22 protein-coding genes and 1 pseudogene are annotated in these 22,337 nt (G+C 65.5%); 11 read left to right on the top strand and 12 right to left on the bottom strand.

Annotated features, from left to right (window positions below):
• Window positions 1–7 precede the first annotated feature (7 nt).
• The 4 genes from OYT95_RS36630 to OYT95_RS36615 all read left to right on the top strand — a co-directional run bounded on the left by OYT95_RS36630 (window position 8) and on the right by OYT95_RS36615 (window position 6,651).
• Window positions 8–2,332, top strand: coding sequence for a hydantoinase B/oxoprolinase family protein (locus OYT95_RS36630; protein WP_037231826.1), 2,325 nt, complete (start codon window positions 8–10; stop codon window positions 2,330–2,332).
• Window positions 2,333–2,375: 43 nt separating this feature from the next.
• Window positions 2,376–4,073 (top strand): (2,3-dihydroxybenzoyl)adenylate synthase, encoded by a 1,698-nt coding sequence (locus tag OYT95_RS36625; RefSeq protein ID WP_268790398.1) that lies wholly within the window; start codon window positions 2,376–2,378, stop codon window positions 4,071–4,073.
• 173 nt (window positions 4,074–4,246) lie between these two features.
• Window positions 4,247–5,830, top strand: a complete 1,584-nt coding sequence (locus tag OYT95_RS36620) for an FAD-dependent monooxygenase (RefSeq protein ID WP_268790397.1) — start codon at window positions 4,247–4,249, stop codon at window positions 5,828–5,830.
• Window positions 5,831–5,868: 38 nt separating this feature from the next.
• Window positions 5,869–6,651, top strand: a complete 783-nt coding sequence (locus OYT95_RS36615) for a TetR/AcrR family transcriptional regulator (RefSeq protein ID WP_174233730.1) — start codon at window positions 5,869–5,871, stop codon at window positions 6,649–6,651.
• 37 nt (window positions 6,652–6,688) lie between these two features.
• Here the strand turns inward: OYT95_RS36615 and OYT95_RS36610 are convergent.
• Together OYT95_RS36610 and OYT95_RS36605 are read right to left on the bottom strand one after the other, a co-directional pair.
• Window positions 6,689–7,127: pseudogene (locus OYT95_RS36610) on the bottom strand (nitroreductase family deazaflavin-dependent oxidoreductase).
• 168 nt (window positions 7,128–7,295) lie between these two features.
• On the bottom strand, window positions 7,296–7,484 hold the full coding sequence (locus OYT95_RS36605; protein WP_009473096.1) for a ChaB family protein: 189 nt from the start codon (window positions 7,482–7,484) through the stop codon (window positions 7,296–7,298).
• Window positions 7,485–7,710: 226 nt separating this feature from the next.
• On the opposite strand from OYT95_RS36605, the gene OYT95_RS36600 reads away from it, so the two are divergent.
• Together OYT95_RS36600 and OYT95_RS36595 are read left to right on the top strand one after the other, a co-directional pair.
• Entirely contained in the window at window positions 7,711–7,965 is a 255-nt protein-coding gene (locus OYT95_RS36600) for a hypothetical protein (RefSeq protein ID WP_235214329.1), read from the top strand.
• A complete protein-coding gene (locus OYT95_RS36595) occupies window positions 7,962–8,168 on the top strand; it encodes a hypothetical protein (protein ID WP_037231813.1) in 207 nt (68 codons plus the stop codon). Before OYT95_RS36600 ends, OYT95_RS36595 begins: the two co-directional genes overlap by 4 nt.
• A gap of 58 nt (window positions 8,169–8,226) precedes the next feature.
• Here the strand turns inward: OYT95_RS36595 and OYT95_RS36590 are convergent, their stop codons facing one another.
• Entirely contained in the window at window positions 8,227–9,477 is a 1,251-nt protein-coding gene (locus OYT95_RS36590) for a helix-turn-helix transcriptional regulator (protein WP_268792312.1), read from the bottom strand.
• 191 nt (window positions 9,478–9,668) lie between these two features.
• Here OYT95_RS36590 and hxlB point away from each other — a divergent pair, with 191 nt between their 5' ends.
• Complete coding sequence (gene hxlB / locus OYT95_RS36585; protein ID WP_268790396.1) at window positions 9,669–10,250, top strand: 6-phospho-3-hexuloisomerase; 582 nt, start codon at window positions 9,669–9,671, stop codon at window positions 10,248–10,250.
• A 36-nt stretch (window positions 10,251–10,286) separates the two neighbouring features.
• Window positions 10,287–10,916 (top strand): 3-hexulose-6-phosphate synthase, encoded by a 630-nt coding sequence (hxlA, locus tag OYT95_RS36580; protein ID WP_268790395.1) that lies wholly within the window; start codon window positions 10,287–10,289, stop codon window positions 10,914–10,916.
• 187 nt (window positions 10,917–11,103) lie between these two features.
• Here hxlA and OYT95_RS36575 read toward each other — a convergent pair whose 3' ends face one another.
• The 5 genes from OYT95_RS36575 to zwf all read right to left on the bottom strand — a co-directional run bounded on the left by OYT95_RS36575 (window position 11,104) and on the right by zwf (window position 17,180).
• Window positions 11,104–11,409 carry an EthD family reductase gene (locus tag OYT95_RS36575; protein WP_037231804.1) on the bottom strand — a complete coding sequence of 102 codons (306 nt, stop codon included), beginning with the start codon at window positions 11,407–11,409 and terminating at the stop codon, window positions 11,104–11,106.
• An 84-nt stretch (window positions 11,410–11,493) separates the two neighbouring features.
• Window positions 11,494–12,816: a cytochrome P450 gene (locus OYT95_RS36570; RefSeq protein WP_268790394.1), complete on the bottom strand. Its 1,323-nt coding sequence runs from the start codon at window positions 12,814–12,816 to the stop codon at window positions 11,494–11,496.
• Between the two features lie 81 nt (window positions 12,817–12,897).
• Window positions 12,898–13,869, bottom strand: a complete 972-nt coding sequence (locus OYT95_RS36565) for a PDR/VanB family oxidoreductase (RefSeq protein ID WP_268790393.1) — start codon at window positions 13,867–13,869, stop codon at window positions 12,898–12,900.
• Between the two features lie 538 nt (window positions 13,870–14,407).
• Window positions 14,408–15,364 (bottom strand): AraC family transcriptional regulator, encoded by a 957-nt coding sequence (locus OYT95_RS36560; protein ID WP_268790392.1) that lies wholly within the window; start codon window positions 15,362–15,364, stop codon window positions 14,408–14,410.
• 274 nt (window positions 15,365–15,638) lie between these two features.
• Window positions 15,639–17,180 (bottom strand): glucose-6-phosphate dehydrogenase, encoded by a 1,542-nt coding sequence (gene zwf, locus OYT95_RS36555; RefSeq protein WP_268790391.1) that lies wholly within the window; start codon window positions 17,178–17,180, stop codon window positions 15,639–15,641.
• 200 nt (window positions 17,181–17,380) lie between these two features.
• Here zwf and gnd point away from each other — a divergent pair, with 200 nt between their 5' ends.
• Window positions 17,381–18,280, top strand: coding sequence for a phosphogluconate dehydrogenase (NAD(+)-dependent, decarboxylating) (gnd, locus tag OYT95_RS36550; protein ID WP_112298851.1), 900 nt, complete (start codon window positions 17,381–17,383; stop codon window positions 18,278–18,280).
• A gap of 34 nt (window positions 18,281–18,314) precedes the next feature.
• Here the strand turns inward: gnd and OYT95_RS36545 are convergent, their stop codons facing one another.
• The gene (locus OYT95_RS36545; RefSeq protein ID WP_268790390.1) at window positions 18,315–19,091 is read right to left on the bottom strand and encodes an AraC family transcriptional regulator; all 777 of its coding nucleotides are present in this window, start codon (window positions 19,089–19,091) and stop codon (window positions 18,315–18,317) included.
• A gap of 90 nt (window positions 19,092–19,181) precedes the next feature.
• Here OYT95_RS36545 and OYT95_RS36540 point away from each other — a divergent pair, with 90 nt between their 5' ends.
• Window positions 19,182–19,979, top strand: a complete 798-nt coding sequence (locus tag OYT95_RS36540; protein ID WP_268792311.1) for a sulfite exporter TauE/SafE family protein — start codon at window positions 19,182–19,184, stop codon at window positions 19,977–19,979.
• 167 nt (window positions 19,980–20,146) lie between these two features.
• Window positions 20,147–20,530, top strand: a complete 384-nt coding sequence (locus OYT95_RS36535; RefSeq protein ID WP_442972534.1) for a nitroreductase family protein — start codon at window positions 20,147–20,149, stop codon at window positions 20,528–20,530.
• 99 nt (window positions 20,531–20,629) lie between these two features.
• Here OYT95_RS36535 and OYT95_RS36530 read toward each other — a convergent pair whose 3' ends face one another.
• The 3 genes from OYT95_RS36530 to OYT95_RS36520 are packed head-to-tail and all read right to left on the bottom strand — an operon-like array spanning window position 20,630 to window position 22,305.
• Window positions 20,630–20,950: a DUF202 domain-containing protein gene (locus OYT95_RS36530; protein WP_037231784.1), complete on the bottom strand. Its 321-nt coding sequence runs from the start codon at window positions 20,948–20,950 to the stop codon at window positions 20,630–20,632.
• Complete coding sequence (locus tag OYT95_RS36525) at window positions 20,951–21,304, bottom strand: YidH family protein (RefSeq protein ID WP_037231781.1); 354 nt, start codon at window positions 21,302–21,304, stop codon at window positions 20,951–20,953.
• On the bottom strand, window positions 21,304–22,305 hold the full coding sequence (locus tag OYT95_RS36520) for a LysR family transcriptional regulator (RefSeq protein WP_245973235.1): 1,002 nt from the start codon (window positions 22,303–22,305) through the stop codon (window positions 21,304–21,306). The genes OYT95_RS36525 and OYT95_RS36520 overlap by 1 nt, the downstream gene beginning before the upstream one ends.
• Between the last annotated feature and the right edge of the window lie 32 nt (window positions 22,306–22,337).

Raw genomic sequence — 22,337 nt, 5'->3', positions numbered from 1 at the left:
ACCGAAGATGACCATGCAAATCCCCGGCTCCGAAATCTTCTCGAGCCGACCCATCGATCCCGACGCACTCGCGCGATCGCTGCCCCCGACGCTGGCAGTCCACACCGTCAGCCAGGAGCACATCGACAACCTCGACCCACTGACCTACGAAGTCATCCGGCACCGGCTGTGGTCGGTCACCGACGAAATGGGCGAAGCACTCAAACGCATGTCCGGCTCCCCCATCGTCACCGACGCCAACGACTTCGACTTCGCGATCAGCGACGAAATCGGGCAGGAAGTGCAGGTCGGGCTGTACAACACCATGCTCGTCGGCGCCGTCGACCTCGCCATCTACTGGACCCTCCAGCACCGCGCGACCAACCCGGGCATCACCGAGGGCGACATGTTCCTGTGCAACGACCCGTGGGTCGGCGGCGGCCTGCACCAGAGCGACGTGATCGTCTACCAACCAATCTTCCACGAGGGCAAGCTCTTCGCCTGGACCAGCGCCATCTGTCACGAACCCGACCTCGGCGGATCCGGGCTCGGCTCGTTCGACCCCTCCGCAAAGGACGTGTTCTCCGAGTCGCTGCCGACACCCCCCATCAAGGTGGTCCGCGACTACGAGCTGCAACGCGACGTCTCCGACGCCTGGGTGCGGCGCTCGCGGGTGCCGATGCTCGTCGGACTCGATCTCCGCGCGAAGATCGGCGCCAACACGGTGGGCCGCAACCGACTGCTCGCGGTGATCGAGCAGTATGGCGCCGACACCGTCAAGGCCGTGATGAAGAGGATGATGGCCGACGCCGAGGGACGTCTGCGCGGCAAGCTCACCTCGCTGCCCGACGGAACCTGGAAGGCCACCGGCTACCAGGATCAGTCACACACCGGCGACCGCGGAATCCACAAGATCACCGTGGCCATGACCAAGGCCGCCGACCACCTCACCTTCGACTTCACCGGCACCGATCCGCAGACCGGCGTCATCAACTGCACTTACGCGGGCATGCGCGGCGGAGTCATGCTCGCCCTGCTTCCGATCCTCGCCGGCGACATCCCCTGGTCCGCGGGCGGGCTGATGCGCTGCTTCGACCTGGTATCCGAAGAAGGCACGATCAACAACGCCACCTTCCCCGCCGCGGTCAGTCGCGGACCGATCGGCCCCGCCTGGCTCACCGGCACCCTGATCGCCGAATGCCTGTCGCAGATGCTCGACCGGTCGGTCGATCTCGGCACAAGCGTCCAGGCCGCGTGCTGCGGCACCTGGGACACCGCCGTGATCGCCGGTCTCGACGAACGCCCCGAACAGTCGGTGCCGTTCCTCAACATCATGATGGAGCCGATGGCCGGCGGCTACGGGGCCCGCCCCACCGCCGACGGCATGGACACCGGTGGCCTCTTCTGCATCCCGATGGGCCGCATCCCGGACACCGAAATGACCGAATTCCTCTACCCGCTGCTCACCCTGTGGCGCCGCGAGGAACCCGACTCCGGCGGACCCGGACGCCAGCGCGGTGGCGTCAGTGCCTCCATCGCCATCACCCCCTACGGCACCAGCCTGCCGATGGGCCTGGTGCTCGCGTCAGCGGGCAAGGCCGTCGCCCAGAACAACGGTCTCGCAGGCGGATACCCCGGCAATACCGGCGTCGAGGTCCTCGCGCGCGGCACCGACATCGTCGAACAGTTCGCGGCCGGGCGCATCCCCGACGCCCTCGACGATCTCGGCGGCGGCCGTGAACTCGGAGCCTGCTACGCCGAGAGCTACGTGGCACCCGGTGAGGTGCTGTACATGCACTGGCAGGGCGGCGGCGGCTACGGTGATCCGTTGCTGCGCGACCCGGCCGCCGTGGCAGCCGACTTCCGCGAAGGCAAGGTCACCGAAAACGGTGCCGAGACCGTCTATGGAGTCATCCTCTCCGGCGGAGGCGCCGATGAGATCCGGACCTCGGATCGGCGGGACGAGATGCGCACGGAGCGCCGAGACCGCTCCGGCACTACTCGGTCCGATGCCCCCGTGCTCGACCTGGCCGGGGCTCGCAGACTCGACGACAACCTGGCGGAGGTCACGATCGGGGACACCCGCGCAATCGCCTGCGCCCAGTGCGGACGCCTCCTCGGAGACGACAAGACCAATGCTGCGCTGGACCTCGCCCGGTTCGAAGGTCCCTCCTCGACCGCCGGACCACAGGTGACCTCCGATCCGCGCGAGTACGTCGACGCCCCCGTCGTCTTCCGCCAGCTGTGCTGCCCCGGTTGCTGGACCGCCATCTACTCCGGCATCGTCCCCGCCGATCACCCCGATCACGCCCTGGACATCGCCCGCCTCCTCCCCGCGGTAGCGGAGCGATAATGTCGGCGAAACCTTCGATGACACTGGAACCAGGAGGGCGGCGGTGACCTTCTCGGATTGGGGCGGACGCCTCGTCACGTTCCCCGCCGACCGGGCCAGGCATTACCGCGAAAGCGGGATGTGGAGCGCCGATCCCACCGGCCGGCGACTGCACCAGATCGCCACCCGGTTCCCGGATCGAACGGCGGTGATCAGCGCGGAGGGCTCGATGAGCTTCGCCGAACTGGACCGGCGGACCGACCAGATCGCGGCCGGACTGGTCCGGCTCGGGCTCGAGCGACTCGATCCGGTCATATTCCAGCTGACCAATCGCCTGGAGACCGTCCTTGCCTGGTACGGCTGCCTCAAGGCCGGCCTGGTTCCCGTCGCGACTCTGGCCGCGCACCGCATGCACGAGATCGGGCACGTCAGCCGGAAGGTCGGCGCTGTGGGGCACATCGTCGAGGCCCGCACCGCGGGATTCGATCTCGTGGAGTTCGCACGCGAACACGCCGCCGGGCATCCCAGCATCCGGCACATCATCAGCGTCGGCGACGAGGCGGGTAAGACTCAGCCGGGCGTGACCCGACTGGAAGACATCGGCCCCGAGACCGATCCCGCCGCGGCCCGCGCCGTGGTCGAACAGATCGAAGCGCAGATCGACCCACTCGATGTCGTCGCGTTCCAGCTGTCCGGCGGTACCACCGGTGTACCCAAGGTCATTCCGCGCGTACATGCCGAATACTGGAACAACGCCCTGCTCTACGCGCGGCGGCTCGGCTGGGACGAACACAGTCGCGTGGCACACCTGATACCGATCATTCACAACGCCGGAATCTCGTGTGGGCTGCACGCAGCGCATTCCGTCGGCGCCTGCCTGGTCCTGGCCACCGCTGACGCTCCCACGGCATTCGAGTTGATGGCACGGACGGAGGCGACCGAAGTCCTCATCGGGCACGGCCACTACCAGGCAGTTCTGACCCCCGACTTCGACAAGGCCCGCGCATCTCTCCGACGGGTCGTACTGTCGGGTGCCAAAGTCCCACCCGAACTGTTCGAACGAGTCGACGACGGTGCGGGGCATTGGGCAGGCCAGCTGTTCGGCATGTCCGAAGGGCTGTTCACGGTGACCCCGCTCGACTCCTCCACGCACGCTCGCCTGACGACCGTGGGAACCCCGATCGCACCCGACGACGAAATTCGCATCCTCGAGCCGGGTACCGAGAACGAACTCCCTGACGGCGACGTCGGAGAACTGTGCTGCCGCGGCCCGTACACGATCCCCGGCTACTTCGACGCCCCGGTCCACAACCAGGATGCCTTCACCTCCGACGGCTTCTACCGCACCGGCGATCTCGCCGCGATCACCGTCATCGACGGCACGCGGTACCTGTCGATCGAGGGCCGAATCAAGGACCTCATCAACAGGGGCGGAGAGAAGATCAACGCCGAGGAACTCGAACTACTCTTGCTCGAGCACCCCCGCATCGCCGACGCGGCGGTAGTCGCCATGCCCGATCCCCGACTCGGGGAGAAAACCTGCGCATATCTGGTGGCCACCGACGGAGAACCATTGTCGATGAACGCCATTCAAGACCATCTGGCGCAGCTCGGTGTCGCGAAGTTCAAGTGGCCCGAACGGCTCGAATGGGTGCCGGCCTTGCCGCACACCAATGTGAACAAGATCGACAAGAAGCGGTTGCGTACCGAGATAGCCGCGACACTGCTCGCCGAAGCCGACGCACGCGGCGCGGTCGTGTAGATAACCCCGTCGACCGGTTCTGTTGAAGATCAACACCTTCGGGGCATGTCCACACGGGCATGCCCCGAAGTCGATCACTCGTCACACGACCTCGGCTGCACGCATCACATTGACTGTTCGACAGCAACGTAGAATACTCGACTTAAACGTCACAAAGACTGAAGGGTTTTGCCATGAATCTCGAGCGAGTCGCAGTTCTCGGAGGTGGACCCGGCGGCCTCTATGCCGCGAGACTGCTCAAACTCAGCCATCCGGACGCCGAGGTGACCGTGTACGAACAGAGCGCCCCGGACAAGACATTCGGATTCGGCGTCGGCCTCGCATCCCGCACACAGCGCAATCTTCGCGAGGCCGATTCGGCATCGCTCGAGGCCATCGTTGCCGCCGCACACCCGCACGACATGTCGATGCAGGTCGGCGAGCACATCGCCCACCTACCGAACGGAGACCTCCTCGCGATCGCGCGCACCTCCCTGCTCGAAGTACTGCAGCAACAAGCCCGACAGGCCGGCGTCCGACTGCACTTCGGCGAACGCCGGGACATCGCCGGCCTCGACGCGGACCTGATCATCGCGGCCGACGGCATCAACAGCGGGACACGCGCACAGTTCGCAGACCGCTTCGATCCACATATCGAGACCGGCTCCGGCCTGTACCTCTGGTGCGGAACCGATTTCGCTCTTCCGAGCGCACTATTCACACCGGTGACCACCGAGCACGGCACGTTCGTCGCGCACGCCTACCCGTACGCACCACACCGCAGCACCTTCCTCATCGAAACCGACGAGGACACGTGGCGACGGGCAGGATTCGATGTTTCCACCGAGCAGACAGCGCCGCTCGACAGCGACGAAACGTCACTGCACTACCTGCAGGAGGCGTTCGCCGACACCCTTCAGCACCACCCGCTGATCGGTAACCGCACCCGCTGGATGCGCTTCCGAACCATCTCGTGTGGGCACTGGCACAGCGGCAATGTCGTACTACTCGGCGACGCCGCCCACACCGCGCACTACTCCATCGGCTCGGGCACCAAGCTCGCCATGGAGGACGCCATCGCACTCGACCACGCACTCACCGCCTCCCCGAGCCTCGAGGAAGCGCTCGCGCACTACGAGCGAACTCGCCGCCCCGCCGTCGAATACCTTCAACACATCGCGCACCGCAGCGAACTCTGGTGGGAGTCCTTCCCGCAGCGGATGAACCTACCGGTCGAACAGCTTCTGATCGCCTACATGACCCGCGCCGGAAAGGTCAGTCTCAGCCGATTCCACGACACCGCGCCCATGCTCGTGAGGAAAGGCCTGTCGAGCTACGCGGACCTGCCGGCCGACGCGATCCCCGGCACAGACATCACGGACTGGATACTCGGGCAACCACTCGACCACGGTGACCGCCGATTCGAGCACCGGATCGCACCGGCGGACCTGCGGGGCGCCACCACCACGACAGTGCTCGACATCGACTTCGACTCCGCCTGGGGCCCGGAGGCCACCGCACTCATCGAGACCGCGCCAACCGCACGAACTCTCTGGCTCACCGGCCCATCTACCCGCTCATCGCTGCTCAGCAGGCTCGATTTCGCCGAACGTCTCGGTCACGACACAGATGCAGTCGTCGTCGTCGAGGCCCCCACATCCTGCCGCGCAGATGTCGCGGCAGGTTTGGCCAGCGTACGGATGCATCTCGCGTTCTTCACTGATCCGGCGACGCCGGACGCTGATCCGGCGTCGTCCGCGTCGCGGGTCTTGACATGAGTGCGCGACCAGTGGTCGGCGCCCGTTATCCTTCGGACATGACAAGCGAGGAGGCCGCGAAAGAGCGCCGACCCCGAGGCCGGGGCAAATCCCGTTCTACCGATCAGGCTGCGACCGAGAGCGCGGGCATCCGCAGCAACCCTCGCCGTGAGCTCGTGGAAAAGCAGATCATCGAGCAAGCCACTCGGCTGTTTGCCGAAAGAGGATTCGCGAGCACCACGCTGCAGGACATCGCCGACGCAACCGGCCTGACGCGGCCGGCCCTCTATCACTACGTGGCCAACAAGGACGAACTCCTCTCCCGCCTGGTCAGCGAGAGCACAGAGACACCGGCCGCGTTGCTGCATACCATCAACGAGCGCACCGATCTGGGTCCGACGGAAAAGCTCCGCGAGATGGCCACCGCCATCGCATTGCATCAGGCGCAGGCTCCAGATCGATTCCGGTTGATCATCCGATCGGAAGCCGAATTACCCGAAGACATCTCACGCAACTACGAGCAGAGCCGCCGACACGTGCTGAAGGAATTCATCCGCGTCGTCGAAGACGGCATCCGCACCGGCGAGATGCGACCGGTCGATCCGCGGACCGCGGCTTTGGCCGTCATCGGCATGCTCAACTGGATCGCCTGGTGGCATCAGCCGGGAAACGCGGACGACGACCGAGTCATCGCCACTCAACTCGCAGACATGGCAGTACGCTCGTTGGTCCACCAGGACCCGCAGTCGGCACCCCCGGAAGGTCCCGCACGAGCGATCGCCATGATCCGCCAGGACCTGAACTACCTCGAACGGCTGCTCGACGAATCACACCCCGACTGACTGCGCTCGGCAGCAATGGCCCTGATTCTGGCGGATCTCACCCGCGGCGCAGTGCCAGCACAGGGATCGTCCGGATGCCCGCCGTCTTTTCCGCGTATTCGGCAAAGCCGGGATACCGGCTCCCCTGCTCGGCGTAGATCCGATCCCGATCGTCACCGGTCACCTCGACGACACTCACCGGGTACTGCTCGGTGCCGCGTTCGATCTCTGCCTCGCCCGCGGTGACGAGGTTGTAGTACCAGTCGGGGTTGGTCGGGGCACCGGCCTTGGAAGCAAAGACGTAGATCGTGTCCGGATCTTCCTCTTCCAGTAGATACATCATCGGGCTTACCCGGTCCTGCCCGGTCTTACGGCCCCGGTGGTGAACCAGCACCACCGGGGCGCCCTCGAATGGGCCACCCACTCGGCCCTGGTTTGCCCTGGTTTGCCCTGAATTCTGCGATGATGTCCGCGTTCCAGTCGTTGGCGGTGCTCATCCTCCGAATTCTCCCAGCCGGGCGCAGGAACGGTCGGCATTTCAGGCCGACGTCGCCGTCTCGTGTCGCACTCGTTCCCGTGCTGACCGCTGTGGCGACCAGTGCGGTACCACCAATCCGACGCCACGCACATGCGCGCGTCAGTCGCCACCAGGCCCTCGAGGAAAATCAGTCCTGCTTGGGAACCCAGTGGTCGGTTGCGAGCTCGTAACTCTGTTTGAGCTCCCCGTACGCCGCTCGTTGGGCCTCCTCGCCCTCGCCGTACCGCCGGACGGCCATCTCGTGGGCCGCCGCGAAGGCTGCCTGCACCTCCTTCGACGATCGCCGCAGTGTCTGTGGGAGCTCGGTTCGGTTCACCGCTCCACTCCTTCTCGGTCGTGGCCGTGATGTACTCCTCGATTGTCCGCCCGGTTCCACCGTGGCGGTACCGGGTTGACCGGGTTTTCCGCATCTGCCTGCCAACGGTGTAGACCAGGGAAACACCTGGCACCGGGCACCGGTATGGGTAACAATGACCTCGAGAAACACGCAGCAACGCCAAATTCATTCTCGCCGAATGGAAGTCCGTACCGGAGGAGACTCGATGCCCGTTTCGCCACACACATCCTTACAGCACGTCCAGGATCGCACCACCGACCTACGCCGATGGTTGGATACCGGCGACAACACCGCCGCCCTGACGGCGTATCTCCGCGACGAACCCGTCGACCACCGGTGGCTCACCACCTACAAACGACTCACGCACGACCTGTTGAGGGCGGTCGACCACGCCTGTCCGCCCAGGGCGCCGCACCAAACGCCGACCTCGGACGTCGGCCGTCATCCGGACCGTCGATGAACGACGACCAACGCCGGGCACTCGAGCACGTACGCGACACCTGCGCCATGCTGCACAGCTTCCTGACCACCTACCCGAGCAACCGACCCCCCGAACGGGTCCGATCCGCCACCTTCGCGCAGCTCACCGACGACCTCCTCGACGCCGTTACCGCAGCACAGAACGCCGGCGTCCCCGAACAACGCATCTTCGACAGCATGTGACGACCATCCGCTGACCCCGGCCATATCCGAGGCCCATACCGGGTCGAAGTTCGGCGCTCTAGCTGGTGCCGAGCGCGGCATACGCATCGCCGGATGCGATTCCGGCTCGCATTCCGATTGCGCCGGCCTCCCCCCGATTGGCGACGTCGAGCTTCTTGAGCACGGCCGCGACGTGAAACTTGATCGTGCTCTGGCTGATCCCGAGTTCCTCGGCGATGGCGCGATTGCGTTTGCCCACCGCGAGGTGCGCAAGGACTTCGAGCTCGCGGGGGTTCAGGGTGGACAGAAGATGCTCGTCGGGACGGGCGGTGGGCGGGTCCAACGGAATGGTCAGCGTCACCCGACTCCCCCAACCGGCGATGGACTCGATGTCGATCCGGCCGCGCAACGTGCGCAGGCGTCCGGACAGTTGCCGAGTCAGCGCGTTGCGGTCGATGGCGCCCGGCCCCTGGTCGCGGACCTCGATCAGGACATTGTCACCGTCGCAGTCCCACGCGATCCGCAGCCGGGTCAGCACCGGTTGCGCGCCGAAGGCCAGCACGATGGCGCGGACCATCGCGCGTGCCGCATGCGCCACCTCACCAGGAAGCGGACGGCCGTCGGCCGGCGGGTCGACGTAGTCGACTTCGACCTCCCGATGCCGCAACAGAGGTCGCAATTCGCCCTGCAGCCTGGCGAATGCCGTGGTCACCGCTTCCTCGGACAGGGCGCGATCAGCGGCACCCGCCGACCGCAGCGCGATCAGAGCGGCCGACGCCGTTTCGCTCGCGGTGATGCGGGACCGCCGGTCGTCGAGGTCGTTCGACCGCAGGGTTCCCAGGATCGACGACAGGGTCGCCTCGTGCACCTCCGTCAGTTCCGCGATGGTGCGGGCGCGTTCACTCGACGCGGCCCGGGACTCGGCGAGATAGTCGGGGCTGGCCTGCGCCACCTGTTGCTGGATGGAGGTCGCGACGATCCCGAACATTGCCGCGATCTCATCGGGGTCGGGTGCGCCCGTCCGAGATGGCCGCGGGACCAGGACGAGCAGGGTGTCGCCGGTGTCGCGGATCGCCCAGACTCGGCGGCGTCCACCTCCCAGCGAACGGATTCCGGCGAAGACACCACCGGGTTCGATGGATTGTTTGATCTCGTCGAGTTCGTCGATGGTCACCCGGTCGACTATCTCCCGGTTTCCGGCGACCTTTCGGGGGCGTCCGGTGCATTCACGGGTGAAGATCACCAGAGCATCGTGCGACCACAACGGGCCCAGGAACCGGGAGAAGCGGGCCGCGATGTCCGGGAGCGGTCCCGTGATCACCTTCCGCATCTCCACCCAGGCGTCAACCTGCAACCGAACAGTGTGCTCCGCGCTTACCACGCATTCACCGTATTGCCAGGCACGGCGCAACGGCACTGGCCAAGCGGCCAGCCCGAACCGGCCGACCGACCGGGTGCCGCACCGCACCGCAGTCGGCAGCCTTGTTCTCACACCCAGAACGGCTATCACCGAGGAGGACCATGACCGTCACCGTCGAGCAGACACGCACACGGTTCAGTGACGGGCGCCGCATCGTGCTCGACGAGAACGAGCGACTGCTCAATTCCGTCGCCGCAGAGCAGTGGGACCGCGCCGGCTCGCTCATCACCACCGCGCGGGCAGTGTTCGTGATCGGCAACGGGCGCAGCGGCCTGGCCGTCCAGATGGCCGCGATGCGACTGATGCACCTCGGCCTGCGCGTCCACGTGGCCGGCGAGGTCACCGCCCCCGCCATCGGCGCCGGGGATGTACTGATTGCCGTGTCGGGGTCGGGCACCACCGCCTCGGTCGTCGGTGCGGCCGATACCGCGAACAAGGTGGGTGCCTCGGTTCTGGCAGTCACGACTTCCGCGGACTCGCCGCTCGCCCGGCGCGCCGACGAGGTCCTGGTCCTGCCGGCGGCCGACAAGCAGGACCACAGCGCCGCCATCACCCGCCAGTACGCGGGCAGTCTGTTCGAACAGTCCGTGCTCCTCGCCTTCGACGCACTGTTCCAGGCGCTGTGGCGCAACGAAGACCAGACCGCCGAGCGGCTGTGGGAACGCCACGCCAACATCGGCTGACCACGAATCCCACCAGAAGATGACCAGGAGATACACATGACGAAGCTGCAGGTTGCAGTCGATCTGCTCACCACCGCCGACGCGCTGGCCCTGACCAACAAGGTGGCCCCGTACGTCGACATCATCGAACTCGGCACCCCCCTGATCAAGAGCGCCGGCCTCAACGCCATCACCGCGATCAAGGCCGCCCACCCGGACAAGGAGGTCTTCGCCGACCTCAAGACCGCCGACGCCGGCTTCCTCGAGGCAGATCTGGCCTTCTCCGCCGGAGCAGACCTGGTCACCGTCCTCGGCGCCGCCGGCGATGCCACCATCAAGGGCGCCGTCGAGGCAGGCAAGAAGCACGGCAAGAAGGTCGTCGCCGACCTCATCGGCGTCGAGAACCGTGTCGAGCGCGCCCGCGAGATCTCCAAGCTCGGTGTCGCGTTCGTCGAGATCCACGCCGGACTCGACGAGCAGGCCCAGCCCGGGTACTCCATCCAGACCCTCCTCGACGACGGCAAGATCGCCGGTGTCCCGTTCTCCGTCGCCGGTGGCGTGAAGGTCGACACCATCGCCGCCGTCCGTGACGCAGGCGCGGAGGTCGCGGTCGCCGGTGGCGCCATCTACAGCGCCGAGGACCCCGCTGCGGCCGCGAAGGCGCTCGAGGAGGCACTGGCCAAGTAGCACGCGATCGCTGGGTGAAGGCCCTGAACACCACCATTCAGGGCCTTCACCCATTCGCATGACCCCATTTCGCCCGCATTCTTCTATCGTCGTTCGCTCATGGTCCGGTCCCGGTGCAGATAACGGAAAGGGGTTCTCCGCCGGCAATAAATGGCGGAGAACCCCGTGAGCGGTTGTGGCCGAGCGGTTACGTGGAGGTCGGTTCGAAGTGAAGGATCTGTACTCCCCCGGTGGCGAAGTGGGGTACATCGGCCTGAGCGGCCGCACCCTCGGGGGACGCGAGAGCCGCAAACATTTCCTCTGCGGAATCGAAATCCGCCTCGAAGATCGCGGCGAACGGTGTAGGTCCCTCCGCTGCCGCAATGTCTACCGTGTGGCGGATCGCGCGGACGCCCGGGAGCTTGCGGGCAATCGGCAGGTGGGTGTCCCGGTAGTACGCGCGGAAGGCGTCGTGGTCGTCAGGTCGGCCGTAGAGGACCATCAGGGTGTGCATTGTGTTCCTCTTCTCAGAACAGTGGTCAGGGCTGGACGGAATCAAGGGCGAGGTCGTAGTGCGTTCCGAGGGACATATCGTCGGTCACGGTCGATCGTCGGGCACCGGGTTCTGAGCGGGATCCCACTGGACCAGGAGGCGCTCAGGTCCCCGGAAGGAGGTGTTCGGCGAGTACGTCCACTCCTGACGCTCCACCAGATTCAGGTGCGGAAGCCGCTTGGTGGTCTCCTCGAGCATCACTCGCATCTCCATCCGGGCCAGAGCCTGCCCCAGGCAGAGGTGGATGCCCCATCCGAACGCCACATGCTCGTCGGCGTTCTGGCGGGTGATGTCGAAGCGGTCGCCGTCGTCGAACACGGCGTCGTCGTGGTTGGCCGATCCGGTGAGCACGAGGATGCGTTCACCGGCGGCGATGTCGAAGCCACCGATCGTCACCGGTCGGGTGGTCACTCGCCGCCAGGCCGGCACCGAGGACGCGTAGCGCAGGATCTCCTCGACGGCGTTCGGGATGAGTGAGGGATCGTTGCAGAGCAACTTCCACTGATCACGGTTCTCGAGCAACACCTTGAAACCGTTCGCGGTTGCGTTCGTCGTGGTTTCGTGGGATGCGTAGAGGTGACTCTGCATGATCGAGGCAAGGTACGTCTTGTCCCAGACGTCGTCGTTACCGGCCTTCTGCCATGCCTTGATCGCATTGCTCATGTAGTCGTCGCCGGGATTCGCAATCAACCGCTCGACGTGTTCGCGGGCGTACTGGAGGTAGGCGGCGAACTCGCCCGCCAACTCCACCTGCTGCTCATCGGTCGGGCGCCCCCAGATCCACAGCGCGAAGCGGGACGCGTAGCCGCGGGCGCGTTCGACCTCGGCCTCCGGTACTCCCATCAGCACGAACGCCGTCAGGGCCGGCACCCGGAACGTCATGTCCGCGACCATGTCTGCATTGCCGGTCTTGACCATCGCGTCGAGGCAGTTGCCGACGAAGCGGCGGGTTATCGGCTCGATCTCGGCAACCCTGTCGTCAGTGACGCCCTTGCGAAGCACACGACGCCGCTTGGTGTGCAGCGGTGCGTCCTCGTCGACGAGCATCGTCGAGGGCACGAAATCGACGGCTGCGAGTTTCTCCATCGCGGCCGGGCAGGGCGGTTTGATCAGCTCACCGGCTGCGGTGGCACTGTACGACTCGGTGTCCCTGAAGATGGCGACGACATCCTCGTATCGGCTCACCACCCAGTACCCGATCTCGGGACTGTAGAAGACCGGTTCCTCGTTGCGGGCGCGGGTGAACACGGCGTACGGGTCCTGCAGGTATTCCTCGTCGAACGGATTGAACTCCGCCGCGAACTGGCTCACCGGGCACTTGCCCGGCGACGCTGCCGAAACATGCGGCGCGGAGGTGGTTTCAGTCATGTCGATTCTCCTATGAGTGGGCGGGTGCGGTGGCACGCCGACTGCGACGAACCAGGGAATGTGTGGGATCGTGTGTGTCCGTCAGAGATCGAGGACGAGCCGTCCGGAACGGGCACGTGAGCAACAGATCATCATGACGTCGTTTTCTGCCTGCTCGTCCTCGTCGAGGATCTGATCGCGATGGTCGACTTCGCCCTCGAGGACCGCTGTCTCGCAGGAACCGCAGACGCCTTCGGCGCAACTGTTCGATGCCTTGATGCCACACGCGAGGACGGCGTCGAGGATGGTCTGGTCGGGCGCGACGGTCAGCGTCTTGCCCGACCTCGTGAGTTCGACTTCGAAGGCCATCTCGGCGTCGGGGTCGAGCTTCACGGCGGTTCCGGAGAAGTGTTCGACGTGCAGCTGTTTCGACATACCGAGCTCGGCGCAGCGGGCAGTGACCGCGTCGAGGAGGCGTTGCGGTCCGCAGCTGTAGATGTGCACCCCAGGAGCGAGGTGCGCTCCGAGGAGATCGTCGACATTCATGCGGGCGCCTTCACTGGACACGCACAACTGAACATTGTCCTGATCGCCGAGTTGATCGGCGAATGCCATATTCCTGCGGGACCGGCCGCCGTAGATCAGCCGATGTGGGCGTTGCCGTGACGTGGCGGCCCCCATCATCGGAAGTATCGGCGTGATCCCGATACCGCCGGCGATGAACAGGTACTCTTCGGCGGACTCGAGTGGAAAATTGTTCCGCGGATGCGATGTGGTGAGCGTTGCGCCCTTCTTGATCTCGTCGTGGATGTACTGCGATCCACCCCGGCTGTTCGGATCGCGCAGAATCGCGACCTCGTAACGAGATCGATCACCGGGATCGCTGTGCAGCGAATACTGCCTGACCATGTCGCCGGCTAGGTGAATGTCGATGTGCGCGCCTGCTTCCCATTCGGGAAGGTCCTCTCCAGCGCTATCGATCAAACTCAGCGTGAGCACGTCGTCACATTCGCGGCGGACCTCATCCACGATCAGATGCAGAACTGGCGTCGTATCGGATGCGACGGTGGACATACGAGCCTCCATGGCTTGGGAAGCGGGAAAGTCTGCTAACAGAGCGACTTTCAGTTCAGGGACCGAGGCTGTCACTGCAGATGGCAGTTGTGTTCGGCCTCACTGACGACGTTACGAAGTTGCCTGCGCCATATCTATCCCCACAGCGGCGCGGACTGTCCACTCAGCGACAGCGATATGCGCACCGGAGCAGATAATGCCGGTGGCATGCTCGACCCATGCGATAACCACCCCAGCAGAGCGCCGCGGGCCGACACCCCGATGTCCGCTGCTCCTCGGAGGCGTCGTGCGGACCGCTCCGCTGACTACTGCACGCAATGCCGTGCCATTGCGGTGAGGCGTGGAGGTGATCGGTCGGTCAGCGCCGTTCGGCGGGTGCTGGTCGGGCTGGTTTCCCACTACCCTTACCGACGAATCTACGCACCCGACCAGTCCTATCTATCCCGAAAGCGCACGACACCAACCATCCAGCGCCCATTCTCGACGCGGACCACATCATCATTGTGGTGGCGCCGGACGAGAAGCCGGGTGCGGCTCGTCAGCCGTACCGCAAGGTCCGCGAAGGACTGACCCCGTACATTTGCCGGTAATCCCGCGAGAATCGCCCATAGTGATAGAACCCCCACCGTGCCGCGACGCCGGCGACCGTCTCGGCGTCATGGCGCCCACAGACCAGATCCTCGTGCGCCCTTTTCATTCGGACGCCGCGGAGATACTCCATCGGAGTCGCATCCATGAACTCGCGGAATCCGCGCTGCAGTGCGCGCACGCTCAACCCGACCTCCCGGGCAATATCCGCCGGTGTCAGCGGCAACGCCGCGTGTGCATCGATGAACTCGACGGCATGCCGAATCGTGGCCGGTGCGGTCAACGCCGCAGGAGTCGCCAGATCATCCGCATACTGATGCTCGGTCAAAGACAGCAGCCCCACGACGATCGAGTATGCCAACGGCTCGGCCAGCATCGGGTTCACCATCATCGACCCGATGATCTGGCTCTGGTATGTGTTCAGAACAAGTGTGCGCCAAGCACTTCCATCGACACCAGTCAGATCGAGTCCACCGTGGATCCGGACCGGCCCGCAGACCTGCCGACCCAGCAGATCCTGCAGCGCAGTGTGTACGGCCACACGATCCAGCTTCATCGCAAACATGTTCAGCCGACTGTTCGGCGGAGTCAGGATCCGAGCATCGGAACCGGTCTGATAGACCACCGCACTGTTCTCTTCGACAACGGTGTGCTCACCATTCGACTCCGACAGGAGTCGACCCGACAACGGGATGTTCACGTGATAGCCCTCGATCGAGGGGCAGAAGAGGTCGCTGTTGCTGTTGTAGCGGATTTGGCCCGCAACCAACGGACCGGTCGCTACCGCTTTCAGATCCGCTTCGAACCGGGACACCGGCGCAACCCGCGTGAGTTCGTGAGGATGAAACACCTGGCCCACGCCTGCGGTCGCCTCCTCGACGTCTCCGCTGTGCAAGAGGATCGGCACGGATGGCCGGCCACTGCCCCGAGAGCTGTACGACGCGGTCATTTCTTCCGATCGCCTTTCCGTGGTCAGCAAGGTCGCCCGACGATCACGAGCCAAAGGCACTCCTCCCACTCCCACCGTTCGACATGCGCACACCTGACCGAACAGCGCCCCGGGAGTATGGTCTGTGTCACTATTTTATGTCAATGATCTCCGTGTTCCCTGCTCCGCAGACCGAAGCGCCGAGCAGGAGAGGCGACCGGGCCGGTGGACGGGTCTCACCGGCCCGGACGGGTCAGAGCGACCGCCACTCCCGGCCGGTCCGGCTGAGGATCCGTTCCGCCGACTCGGGGCCGGCAGAGCCGGACGGATAGTTGTCCGGGCGACCGAAGCCTGCCCAGTGCTCGAGGAGAGGATCGATGACACGCCAGGAGCATTCGACCTCCTCACGGCGAGGGAAGAGTGTGGCGTCGCCGCGCAACACGTCACAGATCAGCCGCTCGTAGGCCTCCGGCGCCGGGTCGAACACCGACCGGAAGTCCATCCCCAGGCTGACCGGCTGGATTTGCATACCGCCACCGGGGCGTTTGGCACCGATGTGCAGTTCGATTCCGTCGTCCGGCTGGACCCGGAACACGAGCACGTTCGAGACCGCCGCCGCCCGGGCAGCCGGTGAACCGTGGGCCGGGGGTATGAGCGTCACCGCGATCTCGGCGGTCCGCCGTGCCAGGCGTTTGCCGGTGCGGATGAAGAACGGCACGCCGGCCCACCGGCGGGTCGCGATGCCGACCGTCAGGGCCGCGAAGGTCTCCGTCGCCGAGTCGGCGGGGAATCCTGCCTCGTCAGCCAAACCCGGTACGGGAACGCCGTTCTCCACGCCCGCACCATATTGGCCGCGGGCCGATGTCTCGGCGAGCGGTCCGAGGAGCTCGGTGGCGGAGAGGGCCTTGATCTTCTCGGCGGCGATGCTGTCGGCGTCGAATGCGACCGGTTCTTCCATCGCGATCAACGCCAACAGTTGCAGCAGGTGATTCTGGATGACATCACGAGCGGCACCCACGCCGTCGTAGTACCCGGCACGGCCCGACACTCCGACACTCTCGGCCATCGTGATCTGCACGTGGTCGATGTGCCGGTTGTTCCACAACGGCTCGAACATCCCGTTCGCGAACCGCAGCGCGAGGATGTTCTGCACCGTCTCCTTCCCCAGATAGTGGTCGATGCGGTAGATCGACGACGGCGGAAACACTCTTTCCAGCGCGACACCGAGGCTCTGCGAGCTGGCGAGATCGTGCCCGAACGGCTTCTCCACCACCACCCGGCGCCACCCGTGCGCACTCCGATTCAGCCCGCAGATCGCGAGCTGGTCACACACCGACGCAAAAGAGGACGGCGGAACTGACAGGTAGAACACGTAATTGCCGGGCTTACCGCGACGGACGTCGAGCTCGCCCAGCCGGGCGGCGAGTCCGGCGAACGCCGCGGTGTCGTCGAACGATCCCTGCACGAAGTGGATACGCTCGGTGAGCGCCGCCCACACCGCAGGGTCGAATGGTGTGCGCGCGTGCGCAATCACCGCCTCGCGCAGCCGGGTTTCGACGTCTGTGCTGTCGCGGGCGAATCCGACGAGATCGAAGTCCGGTGGCAGCTGACCACCGTGTGCGAGGTCGTAGATTGCCGGGACCAACTTCTTGCGGGCGAGATCACCGGTGATCCCGAAGATCACCATCGACGCCGGTTCGGCGACGAGCCCGGTGTTGCCGATCGACGCCTCACCGACTCGGCCGCCCGAGCCGGCTGTCAGCGGGTCCCTCTCCTGCACTTCAGACACGGTCACTTCTGTTGCACTCCGTCTTTCGCTCCACCACACGCGCACTCGGACAATGCGTCGGATACCAGTGTCGACGGCGCGGCGATGCAATGCACTCGGCCGAGCGGCCAGTGACAGCTCCCCTTCCGGTCAGGTGAGACGGCCCCGAAACCCCCGTAGACATAGAACTCGGCACGATATTGGAAATCGAAGGTGGAACGGTGACGATGAAGCTGGGATTGGTCGGTCTGGGCCGCATGGGCCTGAACATGCGCGAGCGGCTGCGCGAACGCGGACTCGAGGCGATCGGATACGACCCGCACACCGCTGCCCGCGACGTGGACAGCCTCGAATCGTTGGTCGAGTCGCTTCCGGCGCCGCGGTCGGTGTGGGTGATGGTGCCTGCGGGTGCGCCGACCCGTGAGGTCATCGGGCAGCTCTCCCGCCTGCTCGCACCCGGCGACCTCGTCGTCGACGGCGGCAACTCCCGGTTCACCGACGACACGATCAACGCGGACGTCCTCGCCGGACTGGGCATCCGCTACGTCGACTGCGGCGTCTCCGGTGGGATATGGGGACGACAGAATGGTTACGCGCTGATGGCCGGCGGCGACGCCGCCGACATCGACCGGTTGATGCCGGTCTTCGACGCGCTGCGACCGGACGGTGACCGTGAGGACTCGTTCGTCCACGCCGGCCCGGTCGGCGCCGGCCACTACGCGAAGATGGTGCACAACGGCATCGAGTACGGGCTGATGCAGGCCTACGCCGAGGGGTACGAACTGCTCGCCGCCGAGGACTCGATCGCGGACGTGCCCGCCGTCCTGCGTGCCTGGTCGAAGGGCACAGTCGTGCGGTCCTGGTTGCTCGATCTTCTGGTGCAGGCCTTGTCCGAGGATCCCGGCTTGTCGTCCCTGTCCGGCTTCACAGAGGATTCCGGTGAAGGCCGCTGGACCGTAGAAGAAGCCATCGCACACGCGGTCCCCGCGCCGGTGATCTCCGCCGCACTGTTCGCGCGGTTCGCCTCCCGACAACACGATTCGCCCGCCATGAAAGCCGTATCGGCGCTGCGCAACCAGTTCGGTGGGCACGCCGTCCGACGTGCCGAACCCGCCGGAATCGCCTGAACAGTGGCGAACTCGGACCCACCTGCCCGGCAATTCACCGATTCGTGTCCTCGCGGCGGCCGACCGCGGACGGCGGCATTCCGAACTCACGGCTGAAGGCGAAGGAGAACGCTGCGGGAGATGCGTAACCGAGGGTCGAGGCGACCCGAGTCACTGGCTGCGAGCGCAGCAGCGGGATGGCCGCCAGCAACCGGGCCCGCAGGCGCCAGGCCGCCGGACTGATCCCGACCTCGCGTAGGAATCGCCGGGTGAAGGCACGTTCGCTCATCGCCACTCGGCCTGCCCACTCGGCATTCGTCACGCCGACCTCCGGCTTGCCGAGATAGGCACGACACAACGCGACCAGGTCCGCCGACGCGGGCAGAGTCAGGTGCAGGGGCAGCGACCTGAGAGTTGCCAGCTCGAACAGCAGCAGTGCCGCGATGGCACCCTCGCGACCGTCGCGGTCGTACTCGGCGGGTAGGTCGGCGGCGACGAGCAGCATTTCGCGGAGCAGCGATGACACCTCGACCACGACGCACTCCGTGGGCCACCACGGCACCGCACCCGGTTCGATGTAGAGACTGCTCGTACTCACACCGATCATCCGCACCCGATGCCGTGTGGCCGGCGGAATCATGACGCCCTGCGCGGTAGGAACCGTCCAGGTGCCGCTGCCGGTCTCGACAACCATTGTTCCGGTAGCGCCGTACAGGAACTGCGCACGACGGTGTTCGTGCCAGTCCAGCACGAAGCCGGCCGGATAGTCGGTCGCGATCGGCAGCACGTCCCGATCGACACCGTCGACCTCGCTGAGCGGGACATTCCTCACGACTCCAACCTACCGGCTGACTATCGAACGAAATCGTCCGACATTCGATTGTCGCCACCTCACCGATACGGTGAACTGGTCCGAGTGAATATGTTCGTGCTCGTTCTCATCGGCCTCCTCACCGGGTTGACCACGGTCCTGTTCGGTTTCGGGGGTGGATTCGTGACCGTACCGGTCGTCCTCTGGGCAGAAGCAGGGCTCGGTGACTCTGCCGCTCAGGTCGCGGTCGCAACCTCGGCGGCGGTGATGGTGGTCAATGCTGCGGTCGCCACCTCCGCGACATCCCGGACCATTCTGCGCCACCTGCGTGACTCGCGTTGCCTCCTGGCGCTTCTCGGACTCGGAGGTATCGCGGGCGCGTTGCTCGCTCGGCTCGTCCCCGGTGCAATCATCCAGTGGGGGTTCGTCACCTATCTTGTCGGGACGATCATTGATGTCATTCTGCGCCCGGGATTCTTCCGTCCGACGGCGCGCCGCACAATCGACTCTCGGCAAGAGTTCGCCATACCGACCTCGCTCGGGCTACCGATCGGCGCGAGCGCAGCTTTCCTCGGCGTCGGCGGCAGTGTCATGACAGTGCCTCTCCTGCGCCGCGCCGGACTGGGGATGGGTGTCGCTACCGCCCTCGCCAACCCGATGACCCTCGCCATCAGCGCGCCGGCGGCCCTGACCTTTCTCGCCGACAGCGGTCCCGGATCCCCGGCCGGGGCCGCCCTGGTCGGCTCCGTCGACGTGGGCGCGGCCCTGGCACTGCTCCTCGGCGCACTCCCCGTGATCGTCACGCTGAGGCGGCGTCCACCCCGCCTTCCCGACCGTGTCCACGCAGTCAGTTACGTGCTGCTCCTCATCGCGGTCACCATGACCACTGTGCTTGCAGCGCTTCGGTAACCGCACGGCGGACACGCGCGCGGAGCGGATCGGTGTCTGCGTCGTTCCTGGCAGGCAACCGGCGCGCCCCGCTGACGCAACAGAATCCGGCATGCCACCGATGTCACGTGACTTTCTCTCCCCAGTCGCGCAAGGATAGGTTATATATTATGTTCTATTCTACGCCTATGACAGCGCCAGCCGATATCCCCACCGTCGAGACGGACGAGGCCGCTGTCCTGGAGCATCTCCTGGCAACCCGGTGGAGTTGCCGCGCCTACCAGGACCGTCCGGTTCCCGAGGAGACGATCGATCGACTACTCACCATCGCGCAGCGGTCGGCATCGTGGTGCAATACGCAGCCGTGGCAGGCCATCGTGACCAGCGGGGAGGGCACCGAACGGTTCCGCGAGGCGATGACGAGCGGGGCGCGAAACAACCAGCCCAAGTTCGACTTCGACGCCCCAGCCGAGTACCCCGGCGCGTACCGTGAGCGGCGCCCGGTATCTCGTTCGGCTACGCCGACACCGACCACCCGGCCAACAACTACCGCACAGAGCGGGCACCCTTGAACGAAGTAGTGACACGGGTCGACGAGTAAACCATTGTGGCAGAGACTCTCTCACGCCTAACACGACATTTCGGATGTATCCGGGAGCCCGAGTCCGGCTTCAGTACACGAGGATCCACAGGCCGCTGAGACTCAGCAGTACGACGCTCACAGCCAGGAGGGCGCCGGCGCCGATTGCCGGCGTTGCGGACTCTGCCGCAAATCGCGTCATTCGGAGGGTGCGTGAGCGGTGCTCGTGAACCGTGACTCCTGCAACGAGAGTGCCCACGATCGCCGGGCCGACCAGCGCTGTGGCGTTGCCGGGCGGAAGCCAACGCAGACAGGCCACTACCAACCCGAGTATCGACACACTGGTACGCACGAAGGACAGCGACGTTCGTTCGGGTTGGAGCCCGGTGTCGGTCGGCTCGGGCGCACCCATTCAGGAGTTCACCACTCCGACGACCAACACGGTTGCGCAGATGACGAGCACCACACCGACAACCGGGGCCATCACCGGCACCGGCAGGGTACGGCCCGCACGCAATGCTCGCTCAGCGCTGATCCAGTGCACGAACGCGGCGATGGCAATCACGCCACCGGCAACAAGGAGCAATGCAGCCATCGCCACACGGATCGCCGGAGCAAGCAGATCGCCACCGAATGCCTCCAATCCGAGACCGGATGCAACGAGCGCCGTGGCTGTTCGCACCCAGGCCAGATACGTGCGTTCGTTCGCGAGCGTGAAGCGCGGATCGGGGTCCTCCCCGGAGCGGAACGGTGTCCAATTCGGCATCAGTCGACAGGCCCTTTCGACGTGTTGTGTCTTCTCGAATCGAGTTCGTCGTCCGCCGTCAAGGCCGCGTCGAGCAGGGTCGCTCCTGCTCCTTGAAGTTCGGCGATCCGCGCGTTGCGCCGCGCCAGGTCCGCGTGACACTGAACCACAAAGCTGCGTGCCGCCGGGTTCAGGGAACCGGGGCGATGCACGATTCCGAACGGGGTACGGATCTCAGGGCTCGTTTCGACCACGACGGCACCGAGTCGGTGCGCGGCAGTCGCCATCCGCAGCGGGAGAAAGGCACTGGCGGCGCCATTGAGGACGAGAGTCATCTGCGCGTGCCGGTTCGGCACCTGAGCTCTGACCACGGGGATCACCGATTCCCGTCGCAGTATCGACGTGACAATGTCATTCTCCCGGCGGGCCGAATTGCTCACCGCCAGCGGAACGTCATGAAGCCGAGCCAACTCGAAGGGCCCGCCCGTCTCCGACGAGGTGCCCGGTGGCCTCACCAGCAACAACCGCTGGACCCCCAGTTCCACCCGTTCGAGATTGTCCGTCGGAATCGGGAACGTGGTGAATCCGAGCTCACAATGCCCGGCCAGCACCTCGTCACACAGCTCTCGGGCGGCGGGAAACTCCGACAGGTCGATTCGGATGTCGGGGTACAGACGTGTGAACGACGCACTCCACGCGGCGACCGCCTCACTGGACATCTCCGGCATCGTTCCGATCGTGATGGACCCGACCTGCAGTTCACGGGCTCCCCGCATGATGTCTTCCGCAGCGACTACGTCACCGAGCACTCTGCGTGCGGGCTCGACCAGCAGTTGACCCGCCGGATTGAGGACGAGATTACGTCCGGTCCGGTGGAACAAGGTCAACTTCAGTTCGCGTTCGAGCTGGCGTATTCCCTGTGACAGGGTCGCCTGTGCGACGTGGAGGTGCTGGGCCGCGCGGTTGACTCCCCCGTGCTCGACGATGGCAAGGAAGTACTCGAGCTGTCGGAGATCCATCATTCCATCATCCCTTCAACGGAACAGTGGGCGGC

The sequence above is a fragment of the Rhodococcus sp. JS3073 genome, assembly GCF_026810085.1.
GTDB classification, from domain to species: domain Bacteria; phylum Actinomycetota; class Actinomycetes; order Mycobacteriales; family Mycobacteriaceae; genus Rhodococcus_F; species Rhodococcus_F wratislaviensis.
Note: the sequence above shows the minus strand (reverse complement) of the source record. Positions and strands in the feature narration are given on the sequence as shown.